We start from the raw sequence: 16790 nt of genomic DNA on the forward strand, positions 1-16790 counted from the left end.
CGGCCTTATTCACAAGAGGAAAAAAAACAACATGAATCACCTGATTTTCGCCATGGCCGCGGTCGCCACACTGGCGGCGCCAGTGCATGCCGAAGAAACCAAGCCCGACAACGAGACCAGCTTCAATGCGGCGCTGACGTCGGACTACCGCTACCGCGGGATTTCCCAGACGCGGCTCGCGCCTGCCATGCAGGGGGGCTTCGACTACACCCGCAATCCGAGCGGCTGGTACGCCGGAACCTGGCTCTCGACGATTAAATGGACCAGGGACGCCGGAGGCGGCGGCGATATCGAATGGGATCTGTATGCCGGCAAGCGCGGCGAGCTTGGCAGCGGGGTGTCCTACGACATCGGCGCCCTCGGCTATGTCTATCCCGCGAACGGCCTGAAGCACGTGAGCGGCTTTGCCGACGCCAACACCGGCGAGGTGTACGGGCAGTTGGGCTATGGACCCGCATACGTCAAGTACTCGATGGCGCTGACCAACCTGTTCGGCTTCGTCGACAGCAGGCGCAGTGGCTATCTGGACCTGGGCGCGAACATCACTGTTGTCGAAGGCCTGAAGGTCAACCTGCACGCCGGTCATCAACAGGTGCGTCACAACGGCCAGGCCAGCTACAACGACTGGAAGCTGGGCGTGAGCAAGGATTTCGCTTTGGCGACCGGTTCGCTCTCGGTTGTCGGCACCGATGCCAGCCGCTTGGCGTACGCCTCGCCGGCAGATGGAAAGTTCCTCGGGAAAACTGCACTGGTTGCAACCATCGGCCGGACGTTCTGAGCATATTCACATCAACCTTATCGAGGTGTTTCATGGACATCGTATTTATCGGCGCAATCGTCCTCTTTGTCGGCCTGACTTGGGCGATGGCCGCGGCTTGCGCGCGCCTGGGGGGGCAACAATGACCATCTTTTACCTGATCGGCGCGCTGGCCGCGGGCGGCCTGCTGGTGTACCTCCTGTACGCCTTGCTAAAAGCGGAGGAACTGTGATGACTATCCAATCAATTGCGCTGCTGGCGCTGTTTCTGCTGGTACTGCTCGCGCTGTCGTGGCCTCTGGGCGCATTGCTGGCGCGCGTCGCAGACGGCGGCACAATCCGCGGCTTCGGCTGGCTGCACAAAGTCGAAGGTGCGCTCTATCGCGTCGCCGGAATCCGGGCCGACGAAGGCATGGGCTGGAAGGCTTACGCCGTCGCGCTGCTGGTATTTAATGCCATCGGCACGCTGGCAGTGTATGCGCTGCAGCGGGGGCAGGCGTGGTTGCCGCTCAATCCGCAGGGACTGTCCAATGTCGGTCCGGACTCGGCCTTCAACACGGCGGTCAGCTTCGTCAGCAACACCAACTGGCAGGGCTACAGCGGAGAGCAGACCATGAGCTACCTGACCCAGATGCTGGCGCTGACATGCCAGAACTTTCTTTCGGCGGCGACCGGGGTCGCTGTCGTGTTCGCCCTGATTCGTGGCTTCAGCGCGAAATCGGCCAGGTCGATCGGCAACTTCTGGGTCGACCTCACCCGCGTCACCCTGTACGTGCTGTTGCCGCTGTCGCTGCTGTTTTCCGCCTTCCTGATGGGGCAGGGCGTGATCCAGAATTTCTCGGCCTACAAGGAGGTGACGCTGATCGACCCGGTCACCTACACCCAGCCGAAGACCGGCGCCGATGGCCAGTCGTTGAAGGATGCACAGGGCCAGCCTGTCATGGAAACGCTGACCGCCGCCACCCAGACCATCGCGATGGGGCCGGTGGCGTCGCAGGAAGCGATCAAGATGCTCGGGACTAACGGTGGCGGTTTTTTCAACGCCAACTCGGCGCACCCATATGAAAACCCCACGCCGCTGTCGAACTTCGCCCAGATGATCGCGATCTTCCTGATTCCGGCGGGACTGTGCTTCGCGTTCGGGCGGCTGGTCGGTGACCGGCGCCAGGGATGGACCATCCTGGCGGCCATGACTGTGGTGTTCGTCGTCATGGCGGTCGGCGTCATGGGCGCCGAGCAGCACGTGCATCCGATGTTGCAGGCCGCCGGCGTCGACCAGCAGATGAATGCGTTGCAATCGGGCGGCAACATGGAAGGCAAGGAAACCCGCTTCGGCATTGCCGCCTCGGGCTTGTTTGCGGCGGTCACCACCGCCGCGTCGTGCGGTGCCGTCAACGCGATGCACGATTCAATGATGCCGCTGGGCGGTATGGGACCGCTGCTGCTGATCCAGCTCGGCGAGGTGATCTTCGGCGGCGTCGGCTCGGGCCTGTACGGCATGCTGGTGTTCGCCATCATGGCGGTGTTCATTGCCGGCCTGATGATCGGCCGCACGCCCGAATACCTCGGCAAGAAGATCCAGGCGTACGAAATCAAGATGACCTCGATCGCAATCCTGGTGACGCCGATCCTGGTGCTGGCCGGTACCGCCATCGCCGTCATGTTCGACGCGGGCAAGGCCGGCATGGCCAATCCAGGCGCCCACGGCTTCGCCGAGATCCTGTATGCCTTCAGCTCCGCGGCAAACAACAACGGCAGCGCATTCGCCGGGCTGTCCGCCAACACGCCGTTCTATAACTGGATGCTGGCCATCGCGATGTGGTTCGGCCGCTTCGCGGTGATCGTGCCGGTCCTCGCCATCGCCGGCTCGCTGGCCGGCAAGCAGCGGCTGCAGGCCAACGCCGGCACGATGCCGACGCACGGGCCGATGTTCGCCGCCCTGCTGATCGGCGTGGTGGTGCTGGTCGGCGTCCTGAATTATGTCCCGGCGCTGGCGCTGGGGCCGATGGTCGAACACCTGCAATTGTTCGTCAAATAAGCCACTTACCGGAGCTCATACCATGTCCCATGCACAACCGTCAGCCAAGGTGCTGACGCCGCCCCCGACCCTGGCCCGCCAGCGCCTGTCGATGTTCGATACCAGCCTGATTTGCCCTGCAGCGATTGAGGCGTTCAAGAAACTGGGCGTGCGCACGCAGCTGCGCAGTCCGGTCATGTTCGTCGTCTACATCGGCAGCATTATCACCAGCCTGCTCTATGTGCAGGCCTTGACAGGCACCGGCGAGGCGCCCGCCGGCTTCATCCTCGCCATCGCCGTCTGGCTGTGGTTCACGGTGTTGTTCGCCAATTTCGCCGAAGCGCTTGCCGAAGGTCGCAGCAAGGCGCAGGCGGCATCGCTGCGAGGCCTGAAGGAAAGCGTGATGGCCAAGAAGCTGGCCATTCCGAAGCACGGCACCAGTTGGCTGCCGGCGCCCGCCACCGACCTGCGCAAGGACAACGTGATCCTGATCGAGGCGGGCGACGTTGTCCCGGTCGACGGTGAAGTCATCGAAGGCGTCGCCTCAGTCGACGAAAGCGCCATCACCGGCGAATCGGCGCCAGTGATCCGCGAATCGGGCGGCGACTTTTCCTCGGTCACCGGAGGCACCCGCGTGCTGTCGGACTGGCTGGTGGTGCGCGTCACCGCCAATCCGGGAGAGACCTTCCTCGACCGGATGATCGCCATGGTCGAAGGCGCCAAGCGTCAGAAGACGCCCAACGAGATCGCGCTGACCATCCTGCTGGTGGCGCTGACGATCGTGTTCCTGGTGGTGACGGTTACGCTGCTGCCGTTCTCGCTGTTCTCGGTGGAGGCGGCCAAATCCGGCACGCCGGTCACCATCACGGTGCTGATCGCGCTGCTGGTGTGCCTGATCCCGACCACGATCGGCGGGCTGCTGTCGGCGATCGGCGTGGCCGGCATGAGTCGCATGATGCGCGCCAACGTCATCGCCACCTCCGGTCGCGCGGTCGAAGCAGCCGGCGATGTCGACGTGCTTCTGCTCGACAAGACCGGCACCATCACGCTGGGCAACCGACAGGCTGCCGCCTTCCTGCCGGCGCCGGGCGTGAGCGAGCAGCAGCTGGCCGACGCGGCCCAGCTCTCTTCGCTGGCCGACGAGACCCCTGAGGGGCGCAGCATCGTGGTGCTGGCCAAGCAGCGCTTCAACATCCGCGAACGAGAGCTGGCCGGCCTGCATGCCGAGTTCCTGCCGTTTTCCGCCAATACCCGCATGAGCGGCGTCGATCTTGGCGCGCGCGCGCTGCGCAAGGGCGCGGCCGATGCCGTGCGGCAGTATGTGGAAGCGCTCGGCATGCCGTTCCCGGCCGAAGTGGCGCGCAGCGTCGACGATGCCGCGCGCCGCGGCAGCACCCCGCTGGTAGTCGCCGACGACGGCCGCGTACTTGGCGTGGTTGAACTGAAGGACATCGTCAAGGGAGGGATCAAGGAGCGCTTCGGCGAACTGCGGCGCATGGGCATCAAGACCGTCATGATCACTGGCGACAACAAGCTCACCGCCGCCGCGATCGCCGCCGAAGCGGGCGTCGACGATTTCCTGGCCGAGGCGACGCCGGAGGACAAGCTCAAACTGATTCGCAGTTACCAGGCCGAGGGGCGGTTGGTGGCGATGACCGGCGACGGCACCAACGACGCGCCCGCGCTGGCCCAGGCCGATGTTGCGGTGGCGATGAACTCGGGCACCCAAGCCGCCAAGGAGGCGGGGAACATGGTCGACCTCGATTCGAATCCGACCAAGCTGCTTGAGATCGTCGAAATCGGCAAGCAGATGCTGATGACGCGCGGCTCGCTGACCACGTTCTCAATCGCCAACGACATCGCCAAGTACTTCGCGATCATCCCCGCCGCCTTCGTCGGCACCTACCCGCAACTCAAGGCGCTCGACGTGATGCACCTGGCCAGCCCGGCCTCGGCGATCATGTCGGCCGTGATCTTCAATGCGCTCATTATCGTGTTCCTGATCCCCCTCGCGCTACGCGGCGTGCGCTATCGCGCCATCGGCGCCACCGCGCTGTTGCGGCGTAATCTGCTGATTTACGGCGTCGGCGGTATCATTCTGCCATTCATCGGCATCAAACTGATCGACCTGCTGCTGGCAGCGTTCAACCTCGTATGAAACCGGGAGTCACCATGTCATCCATTTTTCGTCCCGCGCTGGTGCTGTTCGGCGCCCTGACTATCCTGTGCGGCGTGCTGTATCCGGTCGTCGTGACCGGCGTCGGCCGCGTCGCCTTCCCAAGCCAGGCAGCCGGCAGTCTGTTCGAATCCGGCGGCAAGCCGGTCGGCTCTGTGCTGATCGGCCAGGCGTTTACGTCGCCGCGCTATTTCTGGAGCCGTCCATCGGCCACTGCGCCGATGCCCAACAACGCCGCCGGCTCCAGCGGCTCGAACCAGGGGCCGAGCAATCCGGCACTGGCCGACGCGGTCAAGGCGCGTATCGACGCCCTCAAGGCGGCTGATCCGGATAACCGGGCGCCGCTGCCGGTCGACCTGGTTACAGCGTCGGCGAGCGGGCTCGATCCCGAAATCAGCCTGGCCGCCGCGCAATACCAGGCGGGGCGTATCGCCTCGGCGCGCAAGATCACAACGCAGCAGGTGCGCGACCTGATTGAGGTGCAGCGCAAGGACCGCCTGTTTGGCGTCATCGGAGAACCGCGCGTCAATGTGCTGGCGCTGAACCTTGCCCTTGATGGCAAGGCGATCAGATGATGTTTCCCGGCGATGGCCAGCGACGCGATCCCGACGTGCTGCTGGCCGAGGTGCAGGCCCAGGAGCGCAAGGCGTCCCGGGGCAAACTGCGCATATATTTCGGCGCGTCCGCCGGTGTGGGCAAGACTTACGCGATGCTGTCGGCCGCGCGCCAGTTGCAAGCCGCCGGCCAGCAGCCGCTGGTGGGGGTGGTGGAGACCCATGGCCGGGCCGAGACCGAAGCCTTGCTGGCGGGGCTGGAGGTGTTGCCGCGCAAGCGCTTCGAATACCGCGGCAAGGCGCTTTCCGAGTTCGACATCGACGCCGCATTGGAACATCGACCCGCGCTGATACTGGTCGACGAGCTGGCGCACTCGAACGTGGTCGGTTCGCGGCACCCCAAGCGGTGGCAGGACGTGGAAGAACTGCTCGGTGCGGGCATTGACGTGTTCACGACGGTCAACGTTCAGCACCTCGAAAGCCTGAACGATGTGGTGGGGGGCATCACCGGCATCCGGGTTGGCGAAACCCTGCCTGACACCGTGTTCGATGAGGCCGACGAAGTCGTGCTGGTGGACTTGCCGGCCGATGAACTGCTGGCGCGCCTGAAGCTTGGCAAGGTATATCAGCCGCAGCAGGCCGAGCGCGCGTCGCAGAATTTTTTCCGCAAGGGGAACTTGATCGCGCTGCGCGAACTGGCGCTGCGCCGCACCGCGGACCGCATCGAGGACGACGTTCGCGCCTATCGCGTCGAAAAGTCGATTGAGACCGTGTGGAAAACCGGCGCCTCGCTGCTGGCCTGCGTAGGCCCCCGGCCTGGGGCCGAACGCGTCGTGCGCAGCGCCGCCAGGCTGGCTGGACAACTGGGCGCCGAGTGGCATGCAGTCTATGTTGAAACTCCCGCGCTTCAGCGCCTCGCTGCGGCCGAGCGCGAACGGATCCTGCAGACGCTCAAGCTGGCGGCGGACCTTGGCGCGACCACTGCGGTCTTGGCCGGCGCCAGTGTCGAGGACTCGGCGCTTGAGTATGCGGCGAGCCATAACCTGTCGCGCATCGCGCTAGGGCGCTCGGCCCAGGCGTGGCGGTGGCGTCTTCCGCACAGCCGCAAATTCGCGCGCAGGGCGCCCGACATCGACCTGATCGAAATCGACGCGCAATCGTCCCGACCCGAACCATCCTCACAGCGATTTACGTCGAGGGCGATGGGTGAACCCGCCGGCCCCGCCGCGCGCAGGCGCATGCTGGCGCACCTTTGGGCGGCGCTGGCCAGCATGGGCACGGCCGTGCTGGCGACGCCGCTGCTCGCCTTCCTCGACCTGGCCAACATCGCCATGCTGTTTCTCCTGGTAGTCGTGCTTGTGGCGGTGCGCTTCGGGCGCGCTCCTTCGGTGACTGCCACCTGCGTCGGCGTGGCCTGTTTCGATTTCTTCTTTGTACCACCGCGCTTCACGCTGGTGATCTCGGACCTTCAGTACCTGGTGACTTTTGCTGTCATGCTGGCCGTTGGACTGATCACCGGACAGTTGACCGCGGGCCTGAGCTTTCAGGCGCGGGTGGCCTCGCAGCGCGAGGGCAGGGCGCGTGCGCTGTATGAGTTCGCGCGCGCCCTGTCGGGTGTGCTCCAGACCGAGCAGATCGACGAAATTCTGCGTGAAACAATTGCAGGCGCATTTCGCGCCAAAACGGCGCTGCTGTTGCCGGATGCGGACGGTCGCCTTCGCCCCGCGCAGTTGGGTGAAGGGAGCGCGATGAAGGCGCTGGACATCGGTATCGCCCAGTGGGCATTCGACCATGCGACCAGCGCTGGCATCGGCACCGACACGCTGCCGGGGAGTCCGCTGTTTTACCTGCCGCTGGTGGCGCCGATGCGTACCCGCGGGGTGCTGGCGATCGAGACCGACGAGGCGCGCTGGCTGCTCGTGCCGGAACGGCGCCAACAGCTCGACACCTTCGCCGCGCTGGCCGCCATTGCGCTCGAACGCGTGCACTACATCGAAGTGGCACAGACCGCGCTGATCAGCATCGAATCCGAACGCCTGCGCAACTCGCTGCTGGCGGCCCTGTCGCACGACCTGCGCACGCCGCTGACCTCGCTGGTGGCGCTGGCCGAATCGCTGGCCGGGTCGGAGCCTCCGCTCAGCGAACGGCAGATTGCGCTTGCCACGGGACTGCGCGAGGAATCGGTGCGTATGAGCACCCTGGTGGCGAACCTGCTCGACATGGCGCGCATTCAAAGTGGCGACGTCAAGCTGAACCTCCAGTGGCAGGCGATCGAAGAAGCGGTGGGCAGTGCCTTGCGCGCGAGCCGCATGGCGCTGGGCGATCGCCAGGTGGTTACCTCTGTGCCGGCCGACCTGCCGCTAGTACACTTCGACGCGGTGCTGATCGAGCGCGTGCTCTGCAACCTGCTGGAAAATGCAGGAAAATACACGCCGCCGGTCAGCACGGTCACTGTTTCCGCCGCAGTGCGCGGCATGTGGATGACCATTACGGTTGCCGATAACGGTCTCGGTTTGCCAGCCGGCCAGGAAGAGGTGCTGTTCGAGAAATTCACGCGCGGCGAGCGCGAATCGGCCAAGCCAGGTGTAGGACTGGGTTTGGCGATATGCCGCGCAATCGTCGAGGCACACGGCGGCAAGATCCAGGCGCAAGCCGCACCGCAGGGAGGCGCGGCTTTCATCGTCTCGCTGCCTTTGGGAACGCCGCCAGCGATGCCAGTGCTCGATGATGAAATGGAAGCGGAGGAAGAACGTGAGTGACCCCGTAAATATTGCGCTGCTGGTGGAAGACGAGCCACACATCCGGCGCTTCGTGCGTGGCGCACTCGAACAGGAGGGATGGCACGTGCACGAAGCCGGAACGCAGGAGCGCGGGCTGATCGAGGCGGGTACGCGCAAACCCGACCTCATCATTCTCGACCTCGGCTTGCCCGACGGCGACGGAGTCGACTTCATCGCCAGTGTGCGCAAATGGTCGACGGTGCCGATCTTGGTGTTGTCCGCGCGCGTCAATGAAGAGGACAAGATCCGGGCGCTCGATGCAGGCGCCGACGACTATCTGACCAAGCCTTTCGGCGTCGGCGAACTGCTGGCGCGGGTCAGGGCATCGCAGCGCCGCCAGCGCAACGCGATGGCCGATTCAAATGGACAGGTCATCTTCGGGGACGTGATCGTGGATGTGCAGAACCGGCGCGTAACCAAGGCTGGGGTGGCGGTCAAGCTGACGCCGACTGAGCACAGGTTGCTGGCCGCGCTGGTAGGGAATGCGGGCAAGGTAATGACGTCGCCTCAACTGCTGCGAGCAGTATGGGGGCCGAACCAATCGGACAATGCGCACTACTTACGCATTTACATGGGCCATCTGCGTCACAAGCTGGAGGACGATCCGGCCCAACCACGTTATATGATCACCGAAACTGGCGTCGGATACCGGCTGCAGCTCCCTTAGCCACCTCCAGCTTCTGGGGGATGAGGCGGGCCGACTAATGGATGTCAGTTTTTATATATCCCGGGAGCGCATCTCTTGAACAGGTCTCCGGGCGGGAACGCTCAAGACGGCAGATGTCTACCTGTATCGAGACCTTCTGCAGTTTTCAAGCCTTTTCGTCCAATGGTGGTGCGGAGGCGTTGGCAGCCCAATCCTTCCTATGAAATAGCCCTTCTGATCGATCACCAGCTTTCCCCCATTGCGCAGCCTCCAGCCTTTGTCATCAGCGCGCGTGGTCGAGCGTGAGCGACAACGGCGAAGCGCGAAGTGATGTTGATAATGTTGTATCCTTTCATGGAGTTAATGTTGAGTAACCGCGAAAGGGCGCCCATTGGATGCAATCAAGAAACTGTTCGACCTGCGCTCCGATCAGCATGAAAGCAGTGTCATCGACCGCTCAATCCGCGCCGGCGAGCGGATCGGCGGCACCAACATGTGGGTGTTGATTTTTGCGATCCTGATCGCTTCGGTGGGGCTGAACGTCAATTCGACGGCGGTGGTGATCGGTGCGATGCTGATTTCGCCGCTGATGGGCCCGCTGCTGGCGATCGGCTACGGCGCCGGCATCAGCGACTACCGCCTGATTCGCGGCGCTGCCCGCAGCTTGCTGATCTTTGTCGTCATCAGCCTGGCGACGTCGAGCGCGTACTTCTTCCTCAGCCCGCTGTCGCAGGCGCAAACCGAACTGGTGGCGCGCACCACGCCGACGCTGTGGGATGTGCTGATCGCGTTTTTCGGCGGCTGCGCCGGCATCGTCGCGCAGACCCGCAAGTCCGGCACCACCATTATTCCTGGCGCGGCGATTGCTACGGCGCTGATGCCGCCGCTGTGCACCGCCGGTTACGGCATCGCATCGGGCAACTGGCAGTTCATCGCCGGCGCCGGCTACCTGTTCCTGATCAACGCATTCTTCATCACGCTGGCGACCTATCTGTTCGTCAAGCTGCTGCGCCTGCCGGAGCACGAGAGCGGCAACCCGCAGATTCAGCGGCGCGCCCATGTGCTGATTGTCATCGGCGTGTTGGCGCTGGCCGTCCCGAGCGGCTACCTCGCATACGGGCTGGTGCAGGATCAGATTTTCCTCGCGGCGACCAAAGAAGTGAGCAACGCGCTCGACCGGCAGCCGAAGGCAGTGGTGCTGCGCAAGGAGGTCGATCTGCGGCGCCGCGTCATGGCGGTGACTATGGGCGGCGAACCGCTTGCGCCGGCGACCGAGGCGACCCTGGCCAAGCGGCTGCAGGCGAACGGGTTTCATCAGGCGACGCTGCGGCTGCGCCATGTCGGCGCCGAGAAAATTGACGTCGAGACGCTGCGCGCGCAGTTGCGCAGCGACCTGATGGCGAACGTCGACGGCCAGCTCGAACGGCGCGACACTGCCCTGGAGGCCTTGCACCTCCAGTTGAGCAAGACTGAACAGGAAAAGATCGAACGCGAGACGCTGATCCACCAATTGCTGGCGGAATACCCGTCGATCGCCAGGGTTGCCGTCACGGCCGGTCGGCGCGAGGCGCGCGGCGACCCTGCGCCGAGCGACGTGATGGTACTGACCGTAGACGCCGAGCCGCAGCTGTCCGAGGCGGACCTGGCGCGCATTCGCGCCGGCCTCGCGGTGCGCTTCTCCACCGCGCCGTTCGAGGTGGTGCAATCGGCGCCACCGGCTAAACGCACCGCTGCGCACGCGCGCACGCGGAGAAGAGGGTGAAGGCGCGCTTGCGCAAGTGGATCGGCGATGCGGCCGAAGCGTTCTGGCTGCTCCCGGCGGCGATGGTGGTGGCCGGCATTGGGCTGGCCTTGCTGCTGCTGCGCCTTGACGGCAGCGGGCGCCTGCCCGCCTGGCTGACGTCCAGCAGCTGGATCTACAACGGCGGCGGCGTCGGCGCGCGCACCCTGCTCGGCACGATTGCCGCCTCGACCATCGGCGTCGCCGGCACGGTGTTCTCGATCACCATCGCGGCGCTGTCGCTGGCGGCGGGACAGATGGGGCCGCGCCTGCTGCACAATTTCACGCGCGACCGCGGCAACCAGATCACCCTGGGCGCCTTCCTCGCCACCTTTTCGTACGCGCTGATGGTGCTGCGCAGCGTGCGCACCGAGCAGGAAAGCCTGTTTACGCCGCACCTGTCGCTCACCGTCGGCGTCGCGCTGGCGTTCGTCTGCGTCGGCACGCTGGTCTACTTCGTCGGCCACATGGCGAACCGCATCAACGTCGATACCGTCGTCGAACTGGTCAGCGCGGACGTGCACCGGTCGATTCGCACCATCAGCGGCGGCGAGGCGCAGAGCGCGGCCCCGGCCCCGGCGCCGGCGTCCTGGGCCTGCGCGCATCCGGTGACCGATGGGCGGCGCGGCTACCTGCGCCATGTCGACGCCGACGCGCTGGCCGACTGGGCCGCTGAGCACGGCACCACGCTGATCGTGCTGCGCCGGCCCGGCGACTATGTGTTTCCCGGTGCGCCGATTGCGCTCATGACGGTGCCGGTGGACGGCGCGGCGCAGGCGATCGGTGCATGCAGCGCGCTGGCGCCCACCCGCAGCGGCGCCAACGACGTCGAGGACGCCGTGCGCCAGCTGGTCGAAGTGGCGGTGCGCGCGCTGTCCTCGGGCATCAACGACCCGCACACGGCGATGAGCGTGCTTGACCGGCTGGGCGCGGCGCTGTGCGAACTGTCCGGGCGCAGCCTGGACCGCGGCGTCTGGCTGCGCGACGGCGTGGTGGCGCTGGAAATGCCGGGCACCGACTATGCCCGACTGGCCGGGCTGATGCTGCACATGATCCGCCAGAACGCCGCGGCCAATCCGGCCATCCTGATCCGCATGCTCGACGTGCTCGCCCAGGTCGCGAGCTGCGAGCTGGCGCCCGAACGGCGCGCCGTGCTGGCCCTGCATGCCGACCTGATTTGCGCCGATGCGCGCCGCACGGTCGGCAATCCGGCCGACCTGGCGACCGTCCAGGCACGGACGGAGCTGTTCCACCTGACCCTCAAGTTCGGCGCCGGCGGCTCGTTCCGCGGCGCCGCCGTGCCGCCCTGACCCCGACTGAATCTGCCCATGCTCGATATTGCCGCCCTCTGCCTCGTCGCCACCGCGCTGCTCACCTATGCCAACCATCGCTGGATCAGGTTGCCCACCACCATCGGCGTGATGGTGATCGCGATGGGCATCTCGCTGGCGATCGTGCTGCTCGACTGGTTCGGGCTCGATTCCGGGGTGCGCCAGTACGAAGAGGCGTTCCTGCGTTCGATCGATTTCACCGACGTGCTGATGCAGGGCATGTTGTCGTTCCTGCTGTTCGCCGGCGCCATGCACATCGACCTGGCGGCGCTGCGGCGTTATCGCTGGCAGGTGGGATCGCTGGCGGTGGCCGGCACCGTGCTGTCGACCGCCGTGGTCGGGTTCGGCATGTGGTGGGTGCTGCCGCTGACCGGGGTGCAGCTGCCGTTGTTGTACTGCCTGCTGTTCGGTGCCCTGATTTCGCCCACCGACCCGATCGCCGTAATGGGAATTCTGAAATCGGCCCGCGCGCCCAAGGAGCTCGAACTGGTCATCGCCGGCGAGTCGCTGTTCAACGACGGCGTTGGCGTGGTGCTGTTTTCGCTGCTGCTGGGAGTGCTGGCGTCGGGCGGCGTGCCGACCGTCGCCGGCGCCGCGCAACTGCTTGCGGTCGAGGCGGGCGGCGGCCTGGCGCTTGGACTGGTGCTCGGCTACGTGACGTTCCGACTGCTCAAGAGCATCGATCAGTACCACGTCGAGGTACTGCTGACGCTCGCCGCGGTGACCGGCGGCTATTCGCTGGCCAGCCACCTGCACGTGTCAGGACCGCTGGCGATGGTGGTGGCCGGACTGATGATCGGCAATGGCGGGCGGGCCTATGCGATGTCCGACGTCACGCGCCGCTACATCGACATGTTTTGGGAGCTGATCGATGAAATCCTCAATGCGGTGCTGTTCGTGCTGCTGGGGATGGAAGTGCTGTTGATCGATTTCTCAGGGCCCCGGCTGGCGGCCGGCGCGGCGGCGGTGCTGGTGACGCTGCTGGCGCGCGCGCTGACGGTGGGCGTGCCGGTCGGCGCGGGCGGGCGCCTGTTCCGCCTGCCGGACGGATCGGCCCCGGTGCTGGTCTGGGGTGGCCTGCGCGGCGGCATTTCGGTGGCGCTGGCCCTGTCACTGCCGGCCGGCCCGGCGCGTGACGTGATACTGACCCTGACCTATTGCGTGGTGGTGTTCTCGATCCTGGTGCAGGGTCTCAGCGTGGGCCCCATGGTGCGCGCGCTGGTCGGCGCCACCCCCACCGACGGCGCCGAAAAGAATGGTAATTAATGCAACTACATTCGTGGAAATGCATTCTCTGATATACTGAGACCTGCATCGGCGTGGCTCTGCATCCGGCGGAGCGATGGCGCCGGGGCCAGAATAGGGAGCCCGAGTGACGATGAACTTCGCAATGCCCTCCTACGAATGGGCGGTCGCGGCCGCCACCTTCGCCGTCACGTTTGTCGTCCTCTACGTCCTCAAGCTGTTCATCGGCCGCCAGTTGCGCCGCCTCACCGCCGACGGCCACCTGCCGTTTCTCGGTTACGTCGAACAGGTGCTGGGAGCCACCCGCCTGCCGTTCCTGCTGGCGCTGGCCCTGCTGGCCGCGCTCGGCCAGCTGGCACTGTCGCCGCAGCGGGAGAGATGGCTGCACTACGCCTGGATCATCATCCTGGTCACCCAGATCGGCCTGTGGGGCGCGCGCATCATTGCGGTCGCGGCCGAGCACGCCTTTGGGCGCCAGCGCGACACCAACCCCTCGGCGGCGACCCACCTGATGCTCGGCGCGCTGGTGGCGCGCATCGTGCTGTGGTCGATCACCGTGCTGGTCATGCTCGACAACCTCGGTTTCAATATTTCGACCCTGATGGCGAGCCTCGGCATCGGCGGCATTGCCGTCGCGCTGGCGGTGCAGAGCATCCTCGGCGACGTGTTCTCGTCGGTGTCGATCGCGCTCGACAAGCCCTTCGTGATCGGCGATTTCATCGTCGTCGATTCCTTCATGGGGACGGTCGAATATATCGGCATGAAAACCACGCGGTTGCGCAGCCTTGGGGGCGAGCAGATCATCTTCTCGAATACCGAACTGCTGAAGAACCGCATCCGCAACTACAAGCGCATGCAGGAGCGCCGCGTGCTGTTCGAATTCGGCGTGGCCTATGAAACGCCGAGCGACGAGCTCGAACGCATCCCAGGGCTGGTCAAGGACATCGTCGAGGCCGGCGAAGCGGTGCGCCTGGACCGCGTCCATTTCAAGTCCTTCGGCGACAGCGCGCTGCAGTTCGAGGTGGTGTACTACGTGCTCGACGCCGACTACAACCGCTACATGGACATCCAGCAGCGCATCAACCTGGCGCTGCTGCGCCGCTTCCGCGAGCGCGACATCGGCTTCGCCTATCCGACCTCGACGCTGTACCTGGCCGGCGTGCCGGACGCGCTGAAGGCGCCACTGCAGGAGGTGCCGACGCTGCGCGAAGCGGCGCGCGGAGCCGCGTGATGGGCAATTCGACCCGCTTCCGTCCGGTCCTGCTGGTGCTGCGCTTCATCGTGCCGCTGGCGCTGGTGCTTGGCCTGTTCGGCTACATCGTGGTGCCGCTGATGGACAATTTCACTTTGCGCTGGTTCGTGCGCGACCTGGACATCCGCTCGCAGCTGCTGGCCAATACCCTGCAGGACCCGCTGCTCGAATACGTTCCGCAGAAGTCGGGCAAGCGGATTCGCCAGCTGTTCGACCGCGCAATCCAGGACGAGCGCCTGTACGCGCTGGGGTTCTGCGACCCGGCCGGCAACCTGCTGTACCAGACGGCGACCTATCCGGAGTCGCTCGGCTGCTGGCACCCGAAGGCGGGCAGCGGCGCGGCGCAGGCGCTGGTGCAGCTGCCGCAGGGCCCGGTGCACGTCGCCGAGAGCGAACTGACGCAGGACGGCGTCGCGCTCGGACGCCTGGTGCTGGTGCACGACATGAGCTTCATCGAGCGGCGCAGCGCCGACACCAAGAAATACATCTTTGGCTTCTTCGGCTTGCTGGCCCTGGCCATTTCCCTGATCAGCGTGCTGATCGCGCACTTGAGCTGGCGCGGCTGGGTCAGCGGCGTCAAGGAAGTCTTGCGTGGTGAACTGAGTCCACGGGCGCGTGGCCGGGCCGGCGCCGAGCAGCACCCGCTCGCCGGCGACTTGCGCGCCATGCTGCAGGAGTATCGGCAGGAGCGCCAGGACGAAAGCGCGGCAACCCGCGAGTGGACGGCGGACAGTCTGAAACAGCTGCTGCACAACGATCTGGCGGGCGACCAGGTGTTGGTGGTATCGAATCGCGAACCCTATATCCACGTCGCCACGCCCGGCGGCATCGAAGTCAAGCGTCCGGCAAGCGGCCTGGTCACTGCGGTGGAGGCGGTGATGCGCGCCTGCTCCGGCACCTGGATTGCGCACGGCGCCGGCAGCGCCGACCGCGAGACGGTCGACCGCAACGACCATGTGCCGGTGCCGCCCGACCATCCGAGTTACACCTTGCGCCGGGTCTGGCTGTCGAAGGAAGAAGAGCAGGGCTACTACTACGGCTTTGCCAACGAGGGCATGTGGCCGCTGTGTCACATCGCCCACGTGCGCCCGGTGTTCCGTTCGTCCGACTGGGAGCAGTACGTCAAGGTCAATCAGCGCTTCGCCGATGCGGTCATTGCCGAGGCGCAGAGCGACAATCCGGTGGTGCTGGTGCAGGATTACCATTTCGCCCTGCTGCCGCGGATGGTGCGCGCGGTCTTGCCGAAGGCGACCATCATCACCTTCTGGCACATTCCGTGGCCGAACTCGGAATCGTTCGGGATCTGCCCGTGGCGCGAAGAAATCCTCGACGGCATGCTAGGCAGTACGATCCTCGGATTCCATACGCCGTTCCACCGCAAGAACTTCCTCGACACCGTCGACCGCTACCTGGAAACGCGCATCGAGCCGGAGGCGTCGACCGTCAGCTACGGCGGCCAGCTGACGCAGGTCGAGCAGTATCCGATCTCGATTGCCTGGCCGCAGCCGGAAGAGGGCGAGCGCAGCGTCGACGATTGCCGCGCTGCGATCCGCCACGCGCTGGCGCTGCCGACCGACCATTTGCTGGGCATCGGCGTCGACCGCCTCGACTACACCAAGGGGATCGTCGAACGGTTCCAGGCGGTCGAGCGCATGCTCGAGATCGAGCCGGCGCTGGTGGGGAGATTCACCTTCGTGCAGATCGCCGCGCCGACCCGCTCCTCGCTCGACGAATACCAGAACTTCGAGGCGCGCGTGCGCGGCCTGGCGCAGCGCATCAACCAGAAGTATTCCGATGGAAATTATGTGCCGATCATCCTCAAGGCCGAGCATCACGAGCAGGCGCAGCTGACCGAGTACTTCCGCGCCGCCGAAGTGTGCATGGTGACCAGCCTGCACGACGGCATGAACCTGGTGGCCAAGGAATTCATCGCCGCGCGCGACGACGAGCAGGGCGTGCTGATCCTGAGCCAGTTCACCGGCGCGGCGCGCGAGCTGCACGAAGCGCTGATCATCAATCCGTACCACATCGAGCAGGGCGCCGAGGCCTTGCGAAAAGCGCTGGCGATGCCTGCCAGCGAGCAGGCCGAGCGGATGCGCAGCATGCGCCGGCGCGTCAAGGATTTCAATGTGTACCGCTGGGCCGGAAGGATGCTGCAGGACGCGGCGCTGTTGCGCCAGCGTGCGCGCGTCATGTCCAAGATTCACTCGCACAGCAAGCCGCGCCGGCTGGCGTGACGCGCGATGCGCAACC

At 65.5% G+C, this 16790-nt stretch carries 12 protein-coding genes; all 12 read left to right on the forward strand.

Translation table 11 applies throughout. From position 1 onward, the window contains the following. The first annotated feature begins 31 nt into the window (after positions 1-31). Complete coding sequence (locus AC1D02_RS16500; protein WP_477318768.1) at positions 32-778, forward strand: TorF family putative porin; 747 nt, start codon at positions 32-34, stop codon at positions 776-778. A 121-nt stretch (positions 779-899) separates the two neighbouring features. Then, positions 900-989 (forward strand): potassium-transporting ATPase subunit F, encoded by a 90-nt coding sequence (locus AC1D02_RS16505; protein WP_477318770.1) that lies wholly within the window; start codon positions 900-902, stop codon positions 987-989. After that, positions 989-2794, forward strand: coding sequence for a potassium-transporting ATPase subunit KdpA (gene kdpA / locus AC1D02_RS16510; RefSeq protein ID WP_477318772.1), 1806 nt, complete (start codon positions 989-991; stop codon positions 2792-2794). The genes AC1D02_RS16505 and kdpA overlap by 1 nt, the downstream gene beginning before the upstream one ends. Before the next feature lie 91 nt (positions 2795-2885). Then, complete coding sequence (kdpB, locus tag AC1D02_RS16515) at positions 2886-4931, forward strand: potassium-transporting ATPase subunit KdpB (RefSeq protein ID WP_477318948.1); 2046 nt, start codon at positions 2886-2888, stop codon at positions 4929-4931. Positions 4932-4945: 14 nt separating this feature from the next. Next, positions 4946-5524, forward strand: coding sequence for a potassium-transporting ATPase subunit KdpC (kdpC, locus tag AC1D02_RS16520; RefSeq protein WP_477318774.1), 579 nt, complete (start codon positions 4946-4948; stop codon positions 5522-5524). Next, the gene (gene kdpD, locus AC1D02_RS16525; protein ID WP_477318950.1) at positions 5524-8262 is read left to right on the forward strand and encodes a two-component system sensor histidine kinase KdpD; all 2739 of its coding nucleotides are present in this window, start codon (positions 5524-5526) and stop codon (positions 8260-8262) included. Before kdpC ends, kdpD begins: the two co-directional genes overlap by 1 nt. Beyond that, positions 8255-8950 carry a two-component system response regulator KdpE gene (gene kdpE, locus AC1D02_RS16530; protein WP_477318776.1) on the forward strand — a complete coding sequence of 232 codons (696 nt, stop codon included), beginning with the start codon at positions 8255-8257 and terminating at the stop codon, positions 8948-8950. The genes kdpD and kdpE overlap by 8 nt, the downstream gene beginning before the upstream one ends. Before the next feature lie 370 nt (positions 8951-9320). Then, on the forward strand, positions 9321-10691 hold the full coding sequence (locus tag AC1D02_RS16535) for a DUF389 domain-containing protein (RefSeq protein WP_477318778.1): 1371 nt from the start codon (positions 9321-9323) through the stop codon (positions 10689-10691). Further along, complete coding sequence (locus tag AC1D02_RS16540) at positions 10688-12019, forward strand: DUF2254 domain-containing protein (RefSeq protein WP_477318780.1); 1332 nt, start codon at positions 10688-10690, stop codon at positions 12017-12019. The genes AC1D02_RS16535 and AC1D02_RS16540 overlap by 4 nt, the downstream gene beginning before the upstream one ends. An 18-nt stretch (positions 12020-12037) precedes the next feature. Further along, positions 12038-13306, forward strand: coding sequence for a cation:proton antiporter (locus AC1D02_RS16545; RefSeq protein WP_477318782.1), 1269 nt, complete (start codon positions 12038-12040; stop codon positions 13304-13306). 112 nt (positions 13307-13418) lie between these two features. Continuing rightward, positions 13419-14516, forward strand: coding sequence for a mechanosensitive ion channel family protein (locus AC1D02_RS16550; RefSeq protein ID WP_477318784.1), 1098 nt, complete (start codon positions 13419-13421; stop codon positions 14514-14516). Next, positions 14516-16774, forward strand: a complete 2259-nt coding sequence (locus tag AC1D02_RS16555; protein WP_477318786.1) for an alpha,alpha-trehalose-phosphate synthase (UDP-forming) — start codon at positions 14516-14518, stop codon at positions 16772-16774. Before AC1D02_RS16550 ends, AC1D02_RS16555 begins: the two co-directional genes overlap by 1 nt. The last annotated feature ends 16 nt before the right edge of the window (positions 16775-16790 follow it).

The organism is Massilia sp. P1_C10 (genome assembly GCF_056406475.1).

Excerpts from the sequence above, each read along its gene's own strand:
- AC1D02_RS16555 (WP_477318786.1), top strand. The coding sequence starts at position 14,516 with ATGGGCAATTCGACCCGCTTCCGTCCGGTCCTGCTGGTGCTGCGCTTC.
- kdpA (WP_477318772.1), top strand. The coding sequence starts at position 989 with ATGACTATCCAATCAATTGCGCTGCTGGCGCTGTTTCTGCTGGTACTG.
- kdpB (WP_477318948.1), top strand. The coding sequence starts at position 2,886 with ATGTTCGATACCAGCCTGATTTGCCCTGCAGCGATTGAGGCGTTCAAG.
- AC1D02_RS16550 (WP_477318784.1), top strand. The coding sequence starts at position 13,419 with ATGAACTTCGCAATGCCCTCCTACGAATGGGCGGTCGCGGCCGCCACC.
- AC1D02_RS16505 (WP_477318770.1), top strand. The coding sequence starts at position 900 with ATGACCATCTTTTACCTGATCGGCGCGCTGGCCGCGGGCGGCCTGCTG.
- kdpD (WP_477318950.1), top strand. The coding sequence starts at position 5,524 with ATGTTTCCCGGCGATGGCCAGCGACGCGATCCCGACGTGCTGCTGGCC.
- kdpC (WP_477318774.1), top strand. The coding sequence starts at position 4,946 with ATGTCATCCATTTTTCGTCCCGCGCTGGTGCTGTTCGGCGCCCTGACT.
- AC1D02_RS16500 (WP_477318768.1), top strand. The coding sequence starts at position 32 with ATGAATCACCTGATTTTCGCCATGGCCGCGGTCGCCACACTGGCGGCG.
- AC1D02_RS16545 (WP_477318782.1), top strand. The coding sequence starts at position 12,038 with ATGCTCGATATTGCCGCCCTCTGCCTCGTCGCCACCGCGCTGCTCACC.